The organism is Paenibacillus sp. FSL P2-0136 (assembly GCF_037975325.1).
Classification (GTDB): domain Bacteria; phylum Bacillota; class Bacilli; order Paenibacillales; family Paenibacillaceae; genus Paenibacillus_AQ; species Paenibacillus_AQ silagei.
Map to the genome: position 1 here is coordinate 5,723,496 of NZ_CP150244.1, position 21,003 is coordinate 5,744,498.

Consider the following 21,003-nt stretch of genomic DNA (forward strand, 5'->3'; position numbering starts at 1 on the left):
AAAAGGAAAGGTGCGAAGTGTGCATGACCTATTCGTTCGTAGTGAAGCCGCTGGCTGTCCAGGATTTCGAGAGTGAGGATGAGCGGATTGAGCGGTGTAAGGAATGGAATCTTCTGCCCGGTTCAGCCACCCGGGTCAAGACTTATCTGTACAAGCGGCAGGGCCTGACCCTGCCTTGTGAAATTATAGGGTTTGTGGATAATCAGACGGTGGTGGTCCAGTTCGAGAATAAGCAGCAGCATTGTATCCACCCGGCCTACCTCAAAGAAATGCAGACCGCCAGCTTCGGCCAGCGTGCGCAAGCAGCGGCGGATGCACGGTACGAGGACCCGGCTGAAGCTGCCGGAGAAGCCGAGTTGCTGGAGAACCAGCCGGTTGAGGAGGTTCGCGGTGAGGATGATGCGGAGGGTGCGGGAAGTGCTGGTGCTGCGGTGGGCGATACTGCGGAGCGTTCAGAGAGTGGGATTGCTGCGGAAGGCGTGAGTGCTACGGAGACAGCGGCTCCGGCAGAGAAGCCGCGTAAGCCAGCGGCCTCCAAAAAGAAGCCCGCCCTGCAGCTGCCCGAAGACAAGCTCAAGGTTACAGCGGTTGTCAAAGAATTCACGACCGTTCCCAACCACTTTTCGGATAACGATGATGAAGTGATTATCTATGAAAATGTAGCGATAGAAGGGCATGAGCTGGCCATTGACGAAGTCTGGTCAAGCCACAGTGCAACGCTCAAGAAGCTGGAGCTGAAGGAGGGCGATCCTGTTTCTTTTGAAGCGAAAATTGTGGCCAAGAAGCTCTCCCAGCACCCGGTCAAATACAAAATCAACAACCCGTCCAAGATGAAGGTGATCCAGCCGGATTCTTAAGAATGGGGATAATTGCAGACCGCAGGCCGCTGGACGGCACCGTCAGATTATTGTCTAGACAGAGCGTCCAGCGGCTGCGGTCCCATTTGGTTGCGTTCGAGGAGGATACTGATATCCTCCATCAGCTTTTTGGCCGGAATAGGCAGTGAGTGTGTAATCCACCATTCCATGACTCCCACGGCAGCCGAAGCCATAAAATGCAGCAGCATCTCCTTGTTCATCCCCCGGTTCACACCCTCCATATCGATCTGCTCCGCCAGTCCCTCCATCAGCATGGCATGCAGACGGCTTCTGAAGGCAGGAATGCCGCTGTTATTAATGAGTGTAATGAAGACGGTAGCATGCTGCTCCACATATTCAGCCGTACGCAGCAGGGGACCGGAGGAGGTGAAATGCAGATTCTCCTGGACGCCCATACAGCGGTCACGCAGCTCCGTCATTTCCTGCTCAACACACTGATCCAGCAGATCATATTTGTCCACAAAATGCAGATAGATAGTCCCTCTGCTGACATTAGCCCGCTCCGCAATCTCATGTACCGTAATCTTCTTCCATCAGACTAAGAAACGCCTTAAAAATAGCATCCCGCGTCTTCCCGATCCGCCTATCCACAGCCATCCCTCTTACCTCTCCTTCCTCAGAGCCCTTAGTTGGGTTCATCATATTTATCAGTTGTCAAAAAATCAACAGGTGTGCAGAATTCAGGGGCATTTGTGCCAATGTCATTAAGATAAGTTCAAAGATAAGTTTGGAATTAATAAAGAGAATCCAAAACGGTATGGGGAAACGTCCTATGCCGTTTGTTTTTGGTGTAAGGAAGGAAAAAAGCGCATAGCAAACAAAGCGGATGGAAGATCCACTTAAAAAAATGTTCATGCGAACCGAATTATGCTACTCTGTAGACGAAGCTAATGGCGGATTTGCTACGTATTCTGCGTGTATTCCTTTGCCCAGGACGGGTGAGACGAATCGGCAAAATATTTTTGCGAATCAAAGCTTCCACATCAGGCGGGGGTCCATCGCCCTTGGAGCGCAGGAAATGTCTACAGACGTGAACGGCTACCGTGAAGTTGACTTGGTAGAGGTGCCGTTTATCCTTTTGGGAAATGACTACGTGCGAGGTAATCATTTCAGCGAAGTTGTAGAGGATCATTCTTGCGAATATCTCTTGGGTAATGGACTCTTGCTTTTTTGCGTGAAAATGGGTCAAACCAATGGTGTATTTCAAAGCCCGGAAAGAGGTCTCAATGCCCCATCGCAGATGATACAGATCCCGGAGTTCATCCGGTGAGAATTCAGCAGTAGACAGATTGGTAATGACGGTTTCATAATCGCCACTGGGCAGGAGGAAACGAACCACCCGAAAGGAAATGGGGTAAAACAAGTTCTCTTGCATGTCCAGAAAATCAAAGCTAGAGGTAGCCGGAAGAACTTTATAGATTTCGGGGCGATTCCTGAACTCTTTTGTTTGTTTTTTAGTCAGCGTCAGGTGAATCTCCTGATCAAACGCTCCGTCCAAGGTCAAGTGCAAACCCGAAAGAATACCATTCGAATGCAAATCCTTGACGCGTATGACGTAATTCCATCCTTTCCGTTCCAGATGTGCGAACGTATTATAGCTTTCAAATCCTCGATCCCCCGTCACAAGGACGTTACCCTGAATGGGGGAGCGATCCACCATTGTGGCCAGTGCCCTTCCTTCGTTGCGGAACTTTCGAGGTTGAACAATGGCATCCACATAAAGCCGGTTACAGAGGTCATAAGCAGCGTTCAAGTGCAGAAGGTTAAAGCCTTTCGAGTGGGGCTGACTTTGAGAATAGGTCAACGGGTCCGCAGGATCTGTTGCAATATGCAGATCGGAACCGTCAATGGCCAATAATCGATAGCCTCGATAATCCTTGAATTCCGTATGGGACGCGGTAAAGGTGTGAAACAAAGATTCGACCGCAGACGGCAAAATTTTATTTCTTTGCTGAACAAAAGCAGAAGAAGTTGCGGTGTTAACGTCATAGCCCTGCGATTCCAACAGTTCCTTATAGAGGCTATTGCCGCCCATAAAGATCAGGGTTTGCATAACCGTTTCAAAGGGTAGTTTTTTCGTTCGGGTAAAATCCTTTCCCGGGTTTCTGACGTAAGGCGCGGGGGCAGCCGCCATCTCTCGGATAAGAGAAGTCAGTCTGTCTTTCAGCGAATTTGCATAAGCATTCATTGGCGTAACCTCCTCGTTTTTTCAAGGGGCTTCGCCACACGTTTTCTACGGATTGTCAAGATTTTTTTTGTGCAAAAAAAGAGCAGGCTATCTTTTCGATAACCTGCCTTTTTCTTGTTTTGGCTCTATATCTTAACTTAATGACATTGGCATTTGTGCTCTTCATTTACGCTCCCCGCCCACTTTCGCCGAATTCAGGGGCATTTGTGCTCCTCAGTTACGCTCCCCCGCCCACTTCCGCCGAATTCAAGGGCATTTGTGCCCTTCATTTACGCTCCCCACCCGCTTTCGGCGAATTCAGGGGCATTTGTGCTCTTCATTCAGACTGCTCAAAGGGATTTATCCCTTTCATTTCTACACATCTGCCATTTCCAGCTGAATCAATGGGATTTATCCCTTTCATTTCTGCTCATCCGCCATTTTCAGCTGAAACAATGGGATTTATCCCTTTCATTTCTACACATCCGCCATTTTCAGCTGAAACAATGGGATTTATCCCTTTGAATCTCATACCTCACCGCTTACAGCCAACTTTGGAGGAGGGATGAGATGAGTAGTGTTGTTTTCAGGCTACAAGTTTTCACCAACGAATTAGTCATTTCTTCCAGGCATTCCAGTTCTCTAGGTTCTCAGAATAATGTGAGGGTAACATCAGGCGAATAAGCGTGTTAGGGTCAACGGGTTGTATGCAGCGGGGTATCAGCAGCGGGTTGTACCATTGAGTTACGGGTTGTGAGTTACGGGTTGTGAGCTTAAGAGTTATGAATTGTGAGTTACGTGTTATGAGCTACTTGTAATTGGCTGAGTGTGATGAGCTACGTGTATGTGTTATGAACTACATGTCATGAGCAGAGGGCTATCGGCAGCAGATTACAGTATGTTGTAATCTGCTGCCAGGAGCCTGCACCGCTTCCTCGCGCCAGTCTACTCCACAGCCGTGAAAACCAGGCCGCCGCCTGGCCCGGCCTCCGTCTCGGCCGCCCGCCCCCGGCGCACCAGCTCGGCCAGATGGGCCAGCGCCTCGCTCATGGCGAACCGCATCTGGTGCGCTGTCGCGACCCGGCTGCGGAACAGCCCCTCGCAGACCGCGAACCCGCTCTGCGGTCCGCCTGCGAGCAGCGCGGCTGTAGCATCCAGCCGCTCCTCATGGTGCCGGAGCAGGCTGTCCGCCCGCGCCGTGAACCCCGGGAACGGTTCCCGGTGGCCCGGGAACGCCAGCGTAACCCGCAGGCTGCGCAGCTCCCGCAGCCCCTCCAGGAACGTCAGCAGCGGCTGCGGATCGCTGCCCGGCTGCAGGCCGACATTGGGCGAGATCTGCGGCAGCACAGCATCGCCGCAGAGGATCTGCCCGCTGCCGCCGTGGTAGAACGACACATGCCCCGGCGCATGCCCGCCTGTGATAATGGGCTGCCATTTCCGGCTGCCCATCACAAACGGCTCCGCGGCATTGATATAGGTGACCTCCGGCTGCGGGGTCACCTCGGGCAGGAAGCTATCCAGATGCTCCCGGATACCCAGAAGCCACTCCTCCGGCATGCCATGCCGCCGGAAAAAGAGCGGTAGCGCCTCATTCAGAATCGCCTCGTCCCCCCAGGCCAGGGCAGCCTCGGCATGCGCCCGCTCGCTCATCCACACCCGCGCTCCGCTGCGGGACTGCATCCAGCCTGCCAGCCCGTAATGGTCGGGATGATGATGGGTCACCACGATATCCCGCACCTGCGTCCAGGTAAGGCTCAGCGCCTCGAGTACCCCCTGCCAGGCAAGCTCGGCAGCCGGTGTATGCGGGCCTGGATCAATGACCGTAACCCTGCCGTCCTTGTCCGGCAGAAGATAGCTGTTAACCTGGCGCAGCGGCAGCCCCATTGGTACAGATACCTGAAGAACTCCTTCGTCCCAAGCTTGAATGATCTCCTTGTTCAACCTTCCTTCGCCTCCTCTAAGCCCTCTCCCTGATGCCATCTCTAAGGTCTGCCTCCCATGAAGATCATGCGGGCTGAGGCTTCAGTGTCATATTCCTCTTCATCGTAGCCGCCGTGAACGGTATCCAGCCGCAGCCCGGCAGCGTCAAGCATTCTGCGGAAATTCTCCAGCGTGTAGAGCTTCACCCGTTCCTGGCACCTGCGGGCCGGAGCGCTCCCGGTCTTCGAGGTCAGCAGGATCTCCTTTTTCACATACCCCTCCTCGATCCGGCGGGTCTCGTCAATCGTGATATCTCCATCCTCGCGGACCGAATGGGGCACCAGATGGCGGATGACGTAAGCCGGGTTCAGGAAATCAATGAGGAACCGGCCGCCCGGCTTCAGCATCCGGCAGATCTCCTTAAGCACCTTAATCTGCTCCTCATCCTCTTCAAAATACCCAAAAGAAGTGAACAAATTGACCACAGCATCGAAGCCGCCCGTAAGCGGAAGCTCACGCATATCCGAGCGCAGCCAGGTTACCTGCTCCGCACCCGCCTGCGCACGCGCCTCACGCAGCAGCACCTCCGACAGATCCACGCCCGTTACTTCATAGCCAGCCTGCGACAGAGCCAGCGAATGGCGGCCCATGCCGCAGCAGAGGTCCAGCACCTTCGCGCCCCGGGGCAGGCCAAGCCACTGGATCAGGCTCTCCACCTCATGACGCGCACCGCTGAAATCCCTGTGTCTGTATACAATCAGATAGTCCTCGCCAAAACATTGCTCATACCACTCACTCATCTGTCTCCTAACTCCCTCCATACCCCGCTTCACCGCACGGGCTTATCCCTGTCTCTAATAACGCCTATTGTACCGCCTTTTAGTGTAGAAGCCCAGCGAAGTCACAGACCTGCAACACATAATCATTTATTTATAATTAAAGGAATAGGATCACATTGCGGGTTAAAAACATATTACCTCGCGGCGTATATGTATTCGGTTTTCCGCATACATTCGGCCCACTCGCCCTCCACGTGCCCGTTGTATTCGGTTTTCCGCATACATTCGGCCTACTCGCCCTCCATGTGCCCATTGTATTCGGTTTTCCGCATACATTCGGCCCACTCGCCCTCCACGTGCCCGTTGTATTCGGTTTTCCGCATACATTTTACCTCCTCAACTAGTCCGTCCTGCATACGCTGAAAATTAGTTGCACTACTGCTCCTGCTGCCCCTCCCCCTGCTCTTCTTCCTGCTCTTCCTCCTGCTCTTTCTCCCGCTCCTTCCTCAGCCCCACCATCCCCACAGAGCAGAAACGATTCACGGAATCGTAATTTCCTGAACAAACACAAACAGCAGCCCCGGTACCGCCGGGGCTGCTGCACATCTATAGGTTCGGTTGTTGATTCGTTCGGTTCTATGCTCAATTATCGCTTGGGTTCGCTTAAGCAGAACCCTTATCTATCCGCTGGAGATACACGCGCGCTTCATAAGGGCGGAGCTTCAACTGCTGGAGATCCTCCTCCTGAGCAGGCTGATAATTGGAGATCAGCAGCTCCAGCTTCGCGGCCGGCTGGAATTCCTCCGGCAGCTCGAATACCGGCTCATGCCCGAAGAAATTCAGGATCACCAGCAGGCGCTCGTCCTCCAGCGTCCGGGTATAGGCATAGATTTCGGGATGCTCCTTCAGCAGCAGTCCATATTCGCCGTAGACGATGACCTGATGTTTTTTACGCAGCTGGATCAGCTTCTTATAATAGTTATAAATAGAGTCGGGGTCCTTGACGCTGCTGGCTGCGTTGATCTCCCGGGAGTTCGAGTTGACCCTGATCCACGGGACACCTGTGGTGAACCCGCCATCCTCGCCATCATCCCATTGCATCGGAGTCCGGGCATTGTCGCGGCTTTTGGTATGAATAGCAGCCATGATGTCGGCTTCGGGAACACCGGCGTTGCGCTTTTCCTCATAATAGTTCAAGGTCTCCACATCCCGGTAGTCATCGATCGACTCGAAGGCCACATTGGTCATGCCGATCTCCTCACCCTGATAAATATACGGCGTGCCTTCAAGCATATGAATGAAGGTGGCGAGCATCTTGGCCGACGGAACCCGGTAGTACAGGTCATCGCCGAACCGCGAGACCGAGCGCGGCTGGTCGTGATTACACAGATAGTTGGCGTTCCAGCCCCGGTTATGCAGGACGGTCTGCCAATCGCTGATGATGGTCTTAAGCTCCGTCAGCTTCCAGGGCACCACATCCCATTTCCCGCTGCCCGGCGAGGCGGCATCCAGATTCATATGCTCGAACTGAAAGGTCATATTCAGCTCGCGGCGTCCGTCTCCAACATAATCCAGCGCCTGCTCCGGCCCGAGGCCGGAGGTCTCCCCTACCGTCATGATGTCGTAATAATAGAGCACCTGATCGTGCAGATTCTGCAGCAGGGTATGCACATGATTCAGGTTCGAGAACATGTCATAGGCGCGGACAGTGGGGGTGCCGCCGGGATTCAGGGCATCCGGGTAGCCTTCCGCCTTCACGATATGGGCAATTGCATCGAAGCGGAAGCCATCCACACCCTTCTTCAGCCACCATTGCACCATCTCGTGCAGCTTGTCGATGACGGCCGGATTCTCCCAGTTGAGATCGGGCTGGAACCTGGAGTACAAGTGCAGATAATATTCATCCGTCCGGGGGTCAAGCTCCCAGACCGAGCCGCTGAAGTAGGATTCCCAGTTGTTCGGGGGGCCGCCGTTTTTGCCTTTGCGCCAGATATAATAGTCCCGTTTGGGATTATCCTTCGAGCTTCTCGATTCAACGAACCACGGGTGCTCATGCGAGGTATGGTTCAGCACCAGATCCATCATCAGCTTCATGCCGCGGGAATGCATCTCGCGCAGCAGCAGGTCGAAGTCATCCATCGTGCCGAATTCCTTCATAATGTCGCAGTAGTCGCTGATATCATAGCCATTGTCATGGTTCGGGGATTTATAAATCGGGCAGACCCAGATCACATCCACCCCGAGGTCCTGCAAGTAATCAAGCTTCGATAAGATCCCGCGCAGATCTCCAATGCCGTCACCATTACTGTCCATGAAGCTAATCGGATAGATCTGGTAGACAACACTCTCTTTCCACCATTTAGGGTTCACTTCAGATACCTCCGCTTCTCTCGATTCCTATGGTGCTAGACATAATAATATATCTTAACCATACTGGCTGAAGTGAATAACAATTTATCTAAAAAGCGTATAACTGCTCCTTAGTGTCAACCCCAGAACAGCAACTTCAACAACTGCGTATCTACAAGCCTTATAGACCCTTGCCGAAAAAAGAAAGGGCGGAAACCCGATCAGGTCCCCCGCCCTCTTTACAACCCTGCTCTTTATCCTTGCAGTTGATCTGCTAGGCCAGCTGCTTAATCACAATCGAAGCATTGACATTGGCTTGTGTGCCCCCAGCCAGCGTCTGCAGTGTGACGGCGGCAGACGAGCTGTGATTCCGGAGCGTCAGCACATCACCTGAGGATAAAGCGATGATCGCCTGCCCGGTATTCTGCTGAGTGCCTGCGCCCGATCCATAGACCGTTCCCGGAACCTGTGCCCCATTCACGAATAGGGCGAACTGGCTGGGCTCCACACCGGATACCGAGAAATTAACCTCATAGATTCCGGCATTGGCAACCGAAATTGTAGTTGTCCCAGGGGCATGTGTAATTCCCGGGGTAAACAGCCCATTTGTATCAAAAGACACATCTGCCTCAATCGGCACTACCTGTGCTCCGAGGTTATATACATAAGCGAACTGGGCGATTCCTCCAGCCGCTCCTGTGGCCCCGGTTGCACCCGCTGGACCGGCAACTCCTGTTGCCCCTGTGGCTCCAGCTGGCCCTGCTATACCTGTAGCGCCTGTGGCCCCGGCGGGCCCTGCTGCACCTGTAGCGCCTGTGACCCCGGCGGGCCCTGCTGCTCCATCTGCTCCGGCAGGACCTGCCGGGCCTACAGGGCCTGCCGCTCCGCCCGCTCCTGCGGGTCCTGCCGGGCCTACTGCTCCCGCAGGTCCTGCGGGTCCTACAGGGCCTGCGGGTCCTGGTGCGCCCGCTGATCCTGCCGGGCCAATCCCTCCCAGCGCTCCGGCTATCCCAGCTGCTCCCGCTGCACCTAACGCACCGGCTGCTCCGGCTGCTCCGAGTGCACCCTGAGCTCCGGCTGCACCCAATGCTCCGGCGGCTCCCGCTGCACCCAGAAGCCCGGCAGCCCCGGCTGCTCCACGGACACCAGCTGCCCCGCCTGCTCCTGCGGCTCCGCCTACGCCTGCGGCTCCGAGCGCACCAGCCGCTCCCGCGGCTCCAAGTGCACCCGCTGCTCCCGCTGCTCCAACCGCCCCAAGCGCACCGGCCGCTCCTGCGGCTCCGAGCGCACCTGCGGCTCCGGCCGCTCCCAGCGCTCCTGCGGCTCCGGCGGCTCCAGCTGTTCCCAGTGCTTCTACAGCTCCAGCCGCATTCAAGGCTCCTGCGGCTCCGGCTGCACCCAAAGCACCTAATGGAATATTAACGCGGACAATTTGCTTTTTGACGATAATATTTTTCTTGCAGCTACAATTGTTGTCCTTCCGTTTTCTCACGGGACGTTTCGCTCTCGGCAAAGGGCATCCGGTAAGCTCCTCTGTGCAGCTCCGCTTTTTCTTCTTATATTCCGTACGACCCATATTTGACACCTCCTATAGACTCTATGTATCCTACTCCGTTCACCCAGAAAGGGCATGGACATTCATCCTGTAGGCAAATAATTATTTTATGGAAAAGTGGTTAATTGTACAGGATGGACAAGCTCAATTCACCCCGTCAGGCCGGAATTTGTTCTCATACCCGCTCACCACCCGTCCACCAAAAACATATACTATTGCCGGACAAAAAGCTTTCATTGCCCCGTTGATCATATTTGATTGCAATGCAAAAAAGAGTATTCCATTGCATAAACTGCAATCGAATACTCTTCCAGTAAAGCACCATGCTAAATCCGGGAGTAAGAATATCCCCCTCAAGAGTTCAATGAAGTGAGACCATAGCAACTGAGTGCTCCTATTTACAGCAGCCCGACCATCTTCAAGCCTTCATAGATCCCGTCCTCGCGGACAGATTTCGTAATGAAGGAGGCGGCCGCCTTCGCTGCCTTCTCGCCGTTGCCCATGGCAATGCCATACCCGACATACCCCAGCATCTCCACATCATTCAGGCCATCGCCAAAAGCATAGACCTCTTCCTTCTCCACCCCGATCACCTTCAACATCTCCGCGATCCCGTTCGCTTTGGAGCCGTTGCCGGGCAGCACATCCATACACAGCGGGTGCCAGCGGATGAAATTCAACTCCGGGTACCGCTCGGCATAGATCTGCTGACTCTCCTGCGGACAGAAGATCATCGCCTGGTAAATGTCATTTTTCAGAAAATATCCCGCATCATGCGTCGGAAATACCAGCTTCAGCGAACCAACGCTCGTATTGATGTACTCATGATCGGCCACATTCACTCTCATGCCCGCCGTATCCGTATACGCAACAGGGTGATCCAGCTTCTCCGCGAACAAGGTCAGCTCCTCCAGCACGCTGGTCGCAATCGGGTTCTTGTACACCGGCTTCCCTTCATAGACTACATACTGTCCGTTCAGCGAGACATATGAGTCAATTCCCAGCTCCTCGCGCAGCCCCTCGAACATATAATCCGCTCTTCCGGTAGCAATTGCTACATGGTGCCCGCGTCTCTTCAGCTCCGCTATCGCTTCTCTGGTGGAAGCCGGAATATTCTTGTCTTCATCATAGATCGTACCGTCAATATCGAAAAAAATCGTTTTCTTCAAAGTGATGCCTTCCCTTCTCCATACGCTCTGCCTATTTACAGCCTGCTCAAATTGTAACAAAATCCTCCGTCAAAGTGGAGTCTATCCTCCCCGCCGCCCTGCCAGACCCGGATATCATCAGCCGTTGTATTCCAAAAAAAAGCTGCGCCGCACTCCACATGGAGGACAGCCCAGCTCAAGCATCTGCATATTTAAAACTCACTTAGATTAGAACTCAAAGCTTGATCGTCACTGCGGTGAACATTTGGACTTCCGGCCGCTGTTGTATTTTGGATTTCCTAATTGCAACCACTCCTCGTGGTAGAAATCCAAACACAAAGGCGGTCGCTATCGCTCCTCCAGTTCCAAATTTCCCCTCCGCTTCTTTTTGCTTTTTGTTAAATTCTTTAGTGCGTTGCCTACACCGCATTCTGCGCGCGCTGCTGCTCTTCCATCAGCCACTGCAGCAGCATGACTTCCGGCACAGTGCCCTTGCGGGCCTCCGCGTAGGCCCGGACCTTCTCCAGCAGACGGCCGGCTGTCTCAGCGCTGACCGCAAGTCCCTGCTGCTCCAGCACATGGGCCACGCCGCCGCTGCCGGAATGCTTGCCCAGCACATAGCGGTGCGCGCGGCCGACCACCGCCGGATCGAAGAACTGATACGTCTCCTGCTCCTTCATCAGCCCGTCCACATGAATCCCGGATTCATGGGTGAAGGCGAGCTGTCCCACGACCGGCTTCGCATCGCCGACACTGCGGCCGGACGCGGCGATTACCTTGTCGGCGAGGCCCTGGAGCCCCTCCAGCCGGACCGCGCATTCCCCGCCGTACAAATAGCGCCAGGCCATGGCTACTTCCTCCATGGCCGCATTGCCGGTCCTCTCGCCGATCCCGGCCACCGTCGTACTGGCCCACACCGCTCCGGCGGCTATGCCGCTGAGCGTGTTCGCGCAGGCCAGCCCGAAGTCATTGTGGCAGTGTACCTCCAGCTCCACATCCCCAGGCACTGCGCCCAGCAGCTGGCTTACTCGCTCTGCCATCTGGCCCGGATGATGGGCTGAGACGGTATCTGCATACCGGAACCTGCGAATGCCTTCCTTGTATAAGGTATTCACCACTTCGATCAGGAAGCCTATATCCGCCCTGGAGGAGTCCTCCATGCCTGCCGATACAGTCATACCCTGCCGCAGCCCGTACTCCACGGTACGCAGCAGCTTGTTCAGACCTTCCCGGGGTGTCAGCCCCAGCTTGCCCTGCAGCTGAATCTCCGACACCGGAATGGAGATATGGCTCCATTTCACGCCGGTAGCCTTGGCCTTGTCAATATCCCCTGGCACCGAGCGGTTCCATGTCATTAGCTTCATGGGTAATCCCAGCTCAGCAACAGCGGCAATATCCTCCTGCTCCCGCTTGCCCATGGCAGGAATGCCTACCTCTGCCTGCTCTACTCCGCTCTCCGACAGCAACTTTGCGATTTCCAGCTTTTCCGCCCTCGTGAATGATACTCCAGCCGCCTGTTCACCATCCCTGAGTGTCGTGTCACATAGCTTGAGACGTTTCACGGTTTACCTCCCTCTCCGCAGCAAGCGCAATTCGGATTACGGGCAATACGGACGCTATAACAGGCGAAGTCGAGTGAGCTGAAGCGATGCATTACGCCCGCGTAAGTTGTCCCTACCCCTGTAATCCATTTTACGGCCTCCAGCGCTGCCAGACAACCGGCAATCCCGGAGGTGGCGCCCAGAACCGGGAACCCGAGCGGCTCCCACTGCGGCGGCACCACCGGATACAGGCACTCGAGGCAAGGCGTAAGTCCGGGAATCACCGTAGTAAGCGATATTTCAAAGCCATACATGGCCGCTTCCACCATAGGTGTATTCGTATCGACACATAGCCGGTTCAGCGCATAACGCTCCGGGAAGTCGTAGCGGGCATCGATGACAAGATCGGCTGCTTCCACCCAAGGCCATGCCGCAGGATATTCAATTCTGGAATTATAGCCTTCAATCTCTACATGCGGATTCAGCTGCTTCAGCCGGGCAATCGCCGTACTCATCCGCTCCTGACCCAGATGCCCGCTGTCCATCAGAATCTGCCGGTTCAGGTCAGGGGCTACAATGACCCCCTCATGGGCCAAAATAAGCCGGCCTACTCCAGCCGCCGCCAAATAGAGGGCAGCCGTTCCGCCAAGCCCGCCGATTCCGGCCACCATAACCGTCGCTTCCTTCAGCGTCTTCTGCCCGTCTTCCCCGACCAGCTTCAGCTGCCGGGTGTACCGTTCCAGCTCCAAACCTCCGGCAAGCTGCTCCATCCCTGACTCCCCCTGTGACCACTTATATTAGATATTCCTTTCTTACTCTAGCCCTCCAGGCTAAGCAGGCCGTGCGCTGAAGTCAGCTCCTTATATTTCTCCAGAAAGGCCATTCCTTCTTCAATGCACTCCACCCCGTACGAAATCGTCTTCTCAGCCGAAGTGAACGGGAAGGGGAAGCCTGCCCGCAGGCTTTTAAGCACCACAATGACTCTGCCGCTGTAGAGCAACCCCCGTCCGAAGCCCTCGCCGTTAATCTCCGCTGTACTCTGGATCATAAGGCCGGTTCTCTCCTCCATGACACCTGCCATGGCCTGGAACAGCAGCGGCACCTGCTGGCGGACCTTGGGCGACACCGCGCAATTGAATTCCGATTGATCCTTATCCCCGGCAGACGCCAGGAACAGCTTCGCGATCTTCTCCAGCGGAGGAAGGCTGCTGTTACGTCCAAAGAAATCTCCGGCATCCAGAAGATGACACAGACGCCGGATCAGGGCATCTGCGGTCTCCGGATTCAGCTCCTTGCGCGCTCTGGGGCTGCGCAGTCTCGCCGCCGCAGCTCCTGGAATCACTGTACCCTGCAGCGCCGCACTCTCATTAGCCATGGGTTCCATCCGCTTCTCCTCCTTCATTCTCTTCCGCTTCCTCCGCCCGCAGCACCTTGGCCAGCCACATCGGCGGCTTGCCCTGAAGCATCTCGACCAGCCGCTTCAGCTGCTCCTCGATAGGGCTGCCGAACGCCACCTTCACCGGCATGATTTTCCGGCGGGTTACCCGTGCAGCGGCCGATGCGCCGATCTGCATGATGAAGATCAAGGTGCAGTCGCCTACGGAATCCAGGCGGCTTTCGATTTTTCCTGCTTCATCCTGGTGCTGTACGGCAGACAATCTGCGCAGCTCCACCAGTTCGGCTCCGGCTTTCGTTACATTATATACAGCGAACATCGGACTCTGTCCGAAATGCGCATTCACACGGCTTCCATCATCTGTGGCGAATGCTACTTTCACGGTGTTCTGCCTCCCTTTGCATTAACAGATTACCTGCCTTATTGCTCCATTCCATCGCTCCCCGGTACCCGGCCGAGACGGACATGTAAGCGCCAAGCTCATTCCAGACCGGGAACCCGGCCGGCATGAACGCGGCACCGATCCGCTGTGCCCCGGCGATCCCGTGGGAATTGCTGATCCAGAGATCCGCCCCCTTGCCCAGCACCTCGGCATCATCCAGATCGCCCACCCACACCTCGCGCTCCATTCCGGCAATAAGCGGGGTCTCGAACGAAGTGATCAGCGCCTTCTGCTCAACGCCCAGCTCCTCCAGCCAACCCGAGACCGAATGCAGATGATCCGGTTCCAATGCGGCAACAACCGACATTCCGGCAAATTGAAAATGGGCGTCCAGCATGCTGTCGAGCAGATTCTCCCGCTGCCAGCAATACCGCAGCGGCACCGGTTCTCCGCTGATCTGATGCAGGAAATGGAGCAGTTCATCGGTCGCTTTAAGCCCCATTGACCCTTCGAATACCTTATACGGGGTCCCTATCGCATTATGCAGCCGTCTGGCCGGACGTTCCATGCTGCCGCCCACGGCAATCGTCAGCCCGGACTGCAGGCTCTGGAGCATAGAATCCAGCGGAACCCCGCCGCGCGTCAGCGGCGAGAACCCGGTCAGCAGATGGCCAGACAAGGAGGTCGAGATATCCGGCAGCGCAATCACCTCGAAGCCGAAGGAGGAGATGATCTCCTTCAGTTCCATCACATCGGCCGGGGTTAAGAACGAGCCCGGCAGCAGGGTAATCTGCCGGGTATTTACGCTTCTTTGCCCCCGGTGTCCTGCCTGCTGGATCATCTCGTCAATCATAGACTCCACCGTAGAGCTGAAGCCCGATTCCAGCGATCCGCGAAAATCAGGCAGCACCACGGAGAAGGCGAGACCACCGCGCATATTTCGCTCTCTTTTATACGTCTTAAGCATGTTCTGATAATCCACACCGGCTACATCGGTCAATTCCGTCCCAATGATGCCGATGATATCCGGGCGGTGCTTGCTCAGCACCAGATTCAGCGCCTCCTCCAGATTGCGGTTGGCATCGAAGATAACATCCATCTCCTGCAGCGCCGAGGTCTGCACGGCTATCGGTTCCCGGAAATGCCGGGTCAGGAGCGCCTTCGGAAAAGCGGAGCAGCCCTGGGAGCCGTGAATCAGCGGCATGGCCCGGTAGCAGCCCTGCAAAGCCAGTACGGCACCCAGCGACTGCCCGATCTTCATCGGGTTAACCGATGCGGGCTTTTTTCTCCGGTTAACGGTCATAGGGCGGTGCCTCCTTATCCCAGGGAGCGGGGCTTGCCGCCAGCTTCCAGATCGGGTTCGCAAGTGAATAGGTCAGCTCTTTGGCCAGCCGCAGCAGCCCTTCATATCCGGCATACGCTTTGTGGCGCTCCTGATTAATATCAATGAAGGGAATCTGTTCTTTCATCGCCACATACATATTGCGGCCGCCGGCAATCATAATATCCGCCTTGCGCTCTCTTACCGTCTTAATAATCCGGCTGGCCCCGCCCTCGGGAATGTATTCTGTATCATCACCCACACGGTCGGCAATCCGCCGCACATCATCCTCCGTGCTTTTGTTCGTCCCTACCCCGACGACCTGAACGCCCAGCTCCTTCAGGGCCGAGATGACAGACCAGCTTTTGACGCCGCCCGTATAGAGTACAGCCCGCTTCCCCCTCAGCAGCTTGCGGTAAGGCCGCAGCTCCTGGCTTAAGCGAGCTTCCTCCCGCTCGGTGAGCCGGTCCACCCGCCGCTCCATCTCCCGGTCATTCATCAGATAGGCCATCTGGCGCAGCGAATAGGTCGTCTCCTTCGCACCATAGAACGAGCCTTCGAAATACGGGATACCGTATCTCGCCTCCATCTCCTTGGCAAGGCCCAGCAGCGCCCGGCTGCAGACCACCATATTCACTCTCGCCCGGTGTGCCCACGTAATCTCCTTATAGCGTGCATCCCCCGTAATCCGCGAGGTTACAGCGATCCCGGCGCTGTTCATCAGCTTCTCAATATCCCACATCTCACCGGCGATATTGTACTCCCCGATCAGATTCACCCCTAGATCCGTCTCCGGCTCCGGTTCTCCCGTCCCGATGACATACTGGAGCAGCGCATCCCCCGCCAGCCGGTTCCCGAGATTCTTGCTGCCGACAAAGCCAGGGCTGTTCACCGGGATAACAGGAATCCCGATCCGGTCCGCCGCCTCCTTGCAGACCGCATCCATATCTTCGCCGATCAGCGCGGTCACGCAGGTTGAATATACAAATATTGCCGGAGGCGCAAAGCGCCCGGCAATATAATCAATGCTGTCCTTCAATTTCTTCTCGCCGCCAAAAATAATATCAGAATCCGTAAGATCCGTAGCGAAGCCGTATTGGGACAGGGAGGGGCCGCTGGATAACGCGCCTCTGCTCTCCCAGCTGTTTCCGGCGCAGGCAATCGGTCCGTGAACCAGATGCGCCGCATCCATAATCGGCAGCAGCGTAATCTGGGCTCCGTCGAAGGAGCAGCCTCCAGCAGCTTCGCCCGGCTTGGGCCTTGGACAGGGCTTCGCCTTAGGCGCTATACTCCCGCAAGCCTGGGAATCAAAATCATCTTGCCGTAAAGGGTCCATTGGCTCTTCATCTCCTTCGCTTAAGAGGCTTATGTTCCACACGAATCTTGCGCACTTCTATCTTATTAATGGCTAAAGACAACCGGCTCTAGCGCACCAGCTCAAAATTAAAGCCGGAGTTATGATCATCAAGCTGCTGCAGAATCGTGTTCACGATCAGGCTGAGCAGGTTGAGTGTTCCCTGATACCCGATAATCGGATAACGGTGCATATGATGGCGGTCGAAGATCGGGAAGCCGACCCGCACCAGCGGCACCTCCGCATCCTTGGCGGCAAATTTCAGATGGGAGCTGCCAATCGCCAGATCCACCTTGTCATTCAGCAGCAGCGAGCGCATATGCCACAGGTCTTTGCCGACATGCACAGTAGCTTCGGTGCCATACGGACTTGCTGCCAGCAGCGCTTCGGCTTCGTCCTTGAACTTCACTTCATTGAAATCCACATCACCGTTCGAGCAGATAATGTGCACCGGCTCCATCCCGGTCTCCAGGCAGAACCCGATCAGGCCGATGAGCAGGTCCGGGTCGCCTACCAGCGCTACCCGCTTGCCATGCAGGTAAGGGTGACTGTCCATCAGCGCATCCACGACACGGCCGCGTTCTTCCGTGAGTATTGCTGGAATCGGGAGACCGGTCAGTTCGCTGATCGTATCCAGCAGCGTATCTGTGCCCTTAATGCCCAGCGGCGTGGATAACGCTGCCAGCTGCTGGTGCCAGGTACCGCTGATATATTCCTGGGTCTTCTTCAGCGTATACTTTTGCAGGGACAGGGTGGCAAGCGCATTGGCAGCCTGCGGAACATCCGCCAGCTTCGTGCCTCCGTAGTAATATTCATACTCTCCGGTTGCCGGTGAATCGTAGTTCCCGCTGTGGTCTCCAAGTATGGTGTACTTGGTATCGAAGGCTCCCAGAATCTTGCGCAGCTCCGCGAAGTTCCCGGTGTACGGCTCAAAGCCCAGCATCACATTCAGCTTCTCTCCGCTCTCCGCGCCGCTTCCCGGCTTGCTCTCGATACCCGAACGGGTGTAGAGGTAGCTCAGGATACCCTTGATCATGGCATCGTAGCCAGTGATATGTGAGCCGACGAAGCTCGGCGTGTTGCAGTAAGCTACCGGATATTCCTCACTGATCACCCCTTTAATGCGGGCATTGCCGATAAAAGAGTTCAGGTCATCCCCGATGACCTCAGCCATACAGGTAGTACAGATCGCAACCATCTCCGGTTTGTACAAGGCGACACTGTTCTCCAGACCGTCAATCAGGTTATTCATCCCGCCAAATACGGCTGCATCCTCTGTCATAGATGTGGACACGGACGGCGTAGGCTCCTTGAAGTGGCGGCTGAGATGGCTGCGGAAGTAGGCGTTGCAGCCCTGCGAACCGTGTACGAACGGCAGCGTCTTCTCGAATCCGAGTGCAGCCATGACCGAACCCAGCGGCTGACACGCTTTATGCGGATTAATCACCACATTCTGGCGGCTGAAATTCTTCTCCATATATTCGGCAGACTTGGAGTAAGCGAGTGCTTCGGCGGTCTCCTGCTCGCTGCAGGGCGCTTCGAACTGCTTCTTGTTCTCCCGCTGCTGCACATAACGTTCTTCTTTGAACAAGCTGGTATTATCTTTAATGTTCAGTTCATCCCTGCTCATACGCCCGCCTCCTTCAGCTCCATTGTTCCTTGTCTGCTCACCAGATTCCATACCGGGCTGTTCACGGTCATATCCATATCCTTCGCGAACACCTTAAAGCCGTCGAAGCCGTGATACGGGCCGCTATAATCCCAGGAATGCATCTGACGGAACGGCACGCCCATCTTGTGATAGACATATTTCTCCTTCACGCCTGAGCCCACCAGATCAATGTTCATCTTCTTCGTGAGCTCTTCCAGCTCGTAAGCCGTAGGATCATCCATGACAATGGTTCCCTCGGCAAGCATCGGGAGCATCTTCTCATAGTCATCCTTGTGGGCGAATTCATAACCGGAAGCTACGATATCCATCCCCAGATCTTCATAAGCACCGATGGTGTGGCGGGAGCGCAGGCCCCCGATCATCAGCATGACGGTCTTATTTTCCAGGCGAGGTCTGTATTTGCGGATCACTGCATCCATGACCGGCTTGTATCTGGCGATCATCTGCTCGCAGTTCTCCTGAATCGTGTCATCGAAAAGCGCTGCAATCGCCCGCAGGCTCTCATACGTCTTCGTAGGCCCGAAGAAATTGTATTCCAGCCAAGGGATGCCGTAGGCTTTCTCCATATGGTCTACCATATAGTTCATAGAGCGGTGGCAGTGGATCAGGTTCAGCTTCGCTTTGTGGGCTACCTCCAGCTCGTTCAGAGAGCCGTCACCGGACCACTGGGCAATAACGCGCAGGCCCATCTCTTCCAGGAGGATACGGGAGGCCCAGGCGTCGCCGCCAATGTTATAGTCCCCGATAATATTGACATCGTAAGGCCCGGTCTCCGCCAGCTCGGCACGGCCCATCACGAAGTCACGGATCGCATCGTTCGCAATATGATGGCCCAGCGACTGGCTGACCCCGCGAAAGCCTTCGCAGCGTACCGGAACAATCGGCATCGCCAGCTCCTTGGACATCTTCTTCGACACCGCTTCGATATCATCGCCGATCAGGCCGACCGGACATTCCGACTGGACAGAGATCCCTTTGGCCAGCGGGAACATCTCAGTAATCTCACGCATAATGACGGCCAGCTTCTTATCCCCGCCGAACACGATATCCGTCTCCTGAAAATCACTGGTAATCTGCATCGCCGTAAAGTTATCGATGCCAAGCGTCCCATTCGCAAAGTTACGGCGTGAGCCCCAGCTATACTGTCCGCAGCCCACCGGCCCGTGACTGATATGGACCATATCCTTGATCGGACCCCAGACCACCCCTTTGGAGCCGGCATAGGCGCAGCCGCGCGGGGTCATGACACCCGGACGAGATTTGATATTGGACTTCACCGCACAGGTGCTGCAATCAATGGCCTTTTCATCCGCCACCTGAAAATGCTTCTCGCGGTCCTTCCGCGCCTTTTTGGGATAGGCTTCCAGAATCTCTTCAACCAGCTTCTGATTCTCTTCAATATTCAGTCCCATCGTTTGACCCTCCTTTTCTTAATGGCTTACCTATGAGTTGAACTTAAAGCGTGGTCGTCACTGCGGTGAACATTTGGACTTCCAGCCGCTGTTGTCTCCAGATGTTTTTTATTATTCCGCTTAGCGGATAACATCCGGAGACTGCATATGCTTCCGAAGCGAGCTTTCCTGCGGAAAGCTTTCAGGCGGACGCTACCGCTCCTACAGTTCCAAATTTCCCCTCCGCTTCTTTACGCTTTTTGTTAAGTTCTTCAGTAAGCCTTATTGCCCGGAAGCCGCCAGCTTCTTGATCGCAGCTTCTTCATCTTCAATGATGCCGAATTCCATCAGCAGCTCTTCCAGCTCTTCCATCGAGATCGGGGTAGGGATCGTCAGCATTTTGTTATTGAGGATTTTCTCGGCCAATATTTCATATTCTTTCGCCTGCTGGTGCTCAGGATTATATTGGGCTACGGTCATTCTGCGCAGCTCGGCATGCTGAACGATGTTGTCGCGGGGAACAAAGTGAATCATCTGTGTGTTCAGGCGGCGGGCCAGCTCCATGATCAGCTCATCCTCACGGTCTGTATTCCGGCTGTTGCAGATCAGGCCGCCGAGTCTTACGCCGCCACTAGTGGCATATTTCAGGATACCTCGGGCGATATTGTTCGCTGCGTACATCGCCATCATCTCGCCGGAGCAGACGATATAGATCTCCTGGGCCTTGCCCTCACGGATCGGCATGGCGAATCCGCCGCATACCACGTCACCCAGTACGTCATAGGAGACGAAATCCAGATCCTGATAGGCGCCCTCCTGCTCCAGAAAGTTGATCGCAGTGATAATCCCGCGTCCTGCGCAGCCTACCCCCGGCTCCGGCCCGCCGCACTCTACGTTGATAATGTCGCCGAAGCCTGTCTGCAGCACATCCTCAAGCTCCAGGTCCTCTACGGAGCCAAGCTCAGCCGCCAGCTCCAGCACGGAGTTCTGGGCTTTGGTATTCAGGATCAGACGGGTGGAATCCGCCTTTGGGTCGCAGCCTACGATCATGACTCTTTGTTGGAATTTGGTTGCCAGCTGAGCCAGGGTGTTTTGTGAAGTTGTCGATTTACCGATACCGCCTTTACCGTAGAACGCGATTTGTCTCATT

The 21,003-nt window shown here is 55.3% G+C and carries 17 protein-coding genes; 1 reads left to right on the top strand and 16 read right to left on the bottom strand.

Annotation, left to right across the window (positions count from 1 at the left end; genetic code table 11):
• The first annotated feature begins 23 nt into the window (after positions 1-23).
• On the top strand, positions 24-857 hold the full coding sequence (locus tag NYE26_RS24255; RefSeq protein WP_339250721.1) for a hypothetical protein: 834 nt from the start codon (positions 24-26) through the stop codon (positions 855-857).
• Between the two features lie 47 nt (positions 858-904).
• On the opposite strand, the gene NYE26_RS24260 is transcribed toward NYE26_RS24255, so the two are convergent.
• The 16 genes from NYE26_RS24260 to nifH form a co-directional block, all read right to left on the bottom strand.
• The gene (locus NYE26_RS24260) at positions 905-1,339 is read right to left on the bottom strand and encodes a TetR-like C-terminal domain-containing protein (protein ID WP_339250723.1); all 435 of its coding nucleotides are present in this window, start codon (positions 1,337-1,339) and stop codon (positions 905-907) included.
• A 404-nt stretch (positions 1,340-1,743) separates the two neighbouring features.
• Positions 1,744-3,066 (bottom strand): IS4 family transposase, encoded by a 1,323-nt coding sequence (locus NYE26_RS24265; RefSeq protein WP_339249709.1) that lies wholly within the window; start codon positions 3,064-3,066, stop codon positions 1,744-1,746.
• 924 nt (positions 3,067-3,990) lie between these two features.
• Positions 3,991-4,986: an MBL fold metallo-hydrolase gene (locus NYE26_RS24270; protein WP_339250725.1), complete on the bottom strand. Its 996-nt coding sequence runs from the start codon at positions 4,984-4,986 to the stop codon at positions 3,991-3,993.
• A gap of 41 nt (positions 4,987-5,027) precedes the next feature.
• Positions 5,028-5,765: a class I SAM-dependent methyltransferase gene (locus NYE26_RS24275; RefSeq protein ID WP_339250727.1), complete on the bottom strand. Its 738-nt coding sequence runs from the start codon at positions 5,763-5,765 to the stop codon at positions 5,028-5,030.
• A 642-nt stretch (positions 5,766-6,407) separates the two neighbouring features.
• Entirely contained in the window at positions 6,408-8,114 is a 1,707-nt protein-coding gene (locus NYE26_RS24280; RefSeq protein WP_339250729.1) for an alpha-glucosidase, read from the bottom strand.
• Between the two features lie 253 nt (positions 8,115-8,367).
• Positions 8,368-9,669, bottom strand: a complete 1,302-nt coding sequence (locus tag NYE26_RS24285) for a collagen-like protein (RefSeq protein ID WP_339250731.1) — start codon at positions 9,667-9,669, stop codon at positions 8,368-8,370.
• A 377-nt stretch (positions 9,670-10,046) separates the two neighbouring features.
• Positions 10,047-10,817, bottom strand: a complete 771-nt coding sequence (locus tag NYE26_RS24290) for a Cof-type HAD-IIB family hydrolase (RefSeq protein ID WP_339250733.1) — start codon at positions 10,815-10,817, stop codon at positions 10,047-10,049.
• A gap of 398 nt (positions 10,818-11,215) precedes the next feature.
• The gene (locus tag NYE26_RS24295; RefSeq protein ID WP_339250735.1) at positions 11,216-12,358 is read right to left on the bottom strand and encodes a homocysteine methyltransferase; all 1,143 of its coding nucleotides are present in this window, start codon (positions 12,356-12,358) and stop codon (positions 11,216-11,218) included.
• Complete coding sequence (locus tag NYE26_RS24300; protein ID WP_339250737.1) at positions 12,355-13,107, bottom strand: HesA/MoeB/ThiF family protein; 753 nt, start codon at positions 13,105-13,107, stop codon at positions 12,355-12,357. The genes NYE26_RS24295 and NYE26_RS24300 overlap by 4 nt, the downstream gene beginning before the upstream one ends.
• Before the next feature lie 47 nt (positions 13,108-13,154).
• Positions 13,155-13,721, bottom strand: a complete 567-nt coding sequence (locus NYE26_RS24305) for a DUF269 domain-containing protein (protein ID WP_036723476.1) — start codon at positions 13,719-13,721, stop codon at positions 13,155-13,157.
• On the bottom strand, positions 13,705-14,115 hold the full coding sequence (gene nifX / locus NYE26_RS24310; protein ID WP_036723478.1) for a nitrogen fixation protein NifX: 411 nt from the start codon (positions 14,113-14,115) through the stop codon (positions 13,705-13,707). The genes NYE26_RS24305 and nifX overlap by 17 nt, the downstream gene beginning before the upstream one ends.
• A complete protein-coding gene (gene nifN, locus NYE26_RS24315; RefSeq protein WP_339250740.1) occupies positions 14,090-15,418 on the bottom strand; it encodes a nitrogenase iron-molybdenum cofactor biosynthesis protein NifN in 1,329 nt (442 codons plus the stop codon). The genes nifX and nifN overlap by 26 nt, the downstream gene beginning before the upstream one ends.
• Positions 15,408-16,772, bottom strand: a complete 1,365-nt coding sequence (nifE, locus tag NYE26_RS24320) for a nitrogenase iron-molybdenum cofactor biosynthesis protein NifE (protein ID WP_339250742.1) — start codon at positions 16,770-16,772, stop codon at positions 15,408-15,410. Before nifE ends, nifN begins: the two co-directional genes overlap by 11 nt.
• An 88-nt stretch (positions 16,773-16,860) precedes the next feature.
• Positions 16,861-18,420 (bottom strand): nitrogenase molybdenum-iron protein subunit beta, encoded by a 1,560-nt coding sequence (nifK, locus tag NYE26_RS24325; RefSeq protein ID WP_339250744.1) that lies wholly within the window; start codon positions 18,418-18,420, stop codon positions 16,861-16,863.
• On the bottom strand, positions 18,417-19,874 hold the full coding sequence (gene nifD, locus NYE26_RS24330) for a nitrogenase molybdenum-iron protein alpha chain (protein ID WP_339250746.1): 1,458 nt from the start codon (positions 19,872-19,874) through the stop codon (positions 18,417-18,419). The genes nifK and nifD overlap by 4 nt, the downstream gene beginning before the upstream one ends.
• A 261-nt stretch (positions 19,875-20,135) precedes the next feature.
• Positions 20,136-21,002 (bottom strand): nitrogenase iron protein, encoded by an 867-nt coding sequence (nifH, locus tag NYE26_RS24335; protein ID WP_339250748.1) that lies wholly within the window; start codon positions 21,000-21,002, stop codon positions 20,136-20,138.
• Position 21,003: the final 1 nt, after the last annotated feature.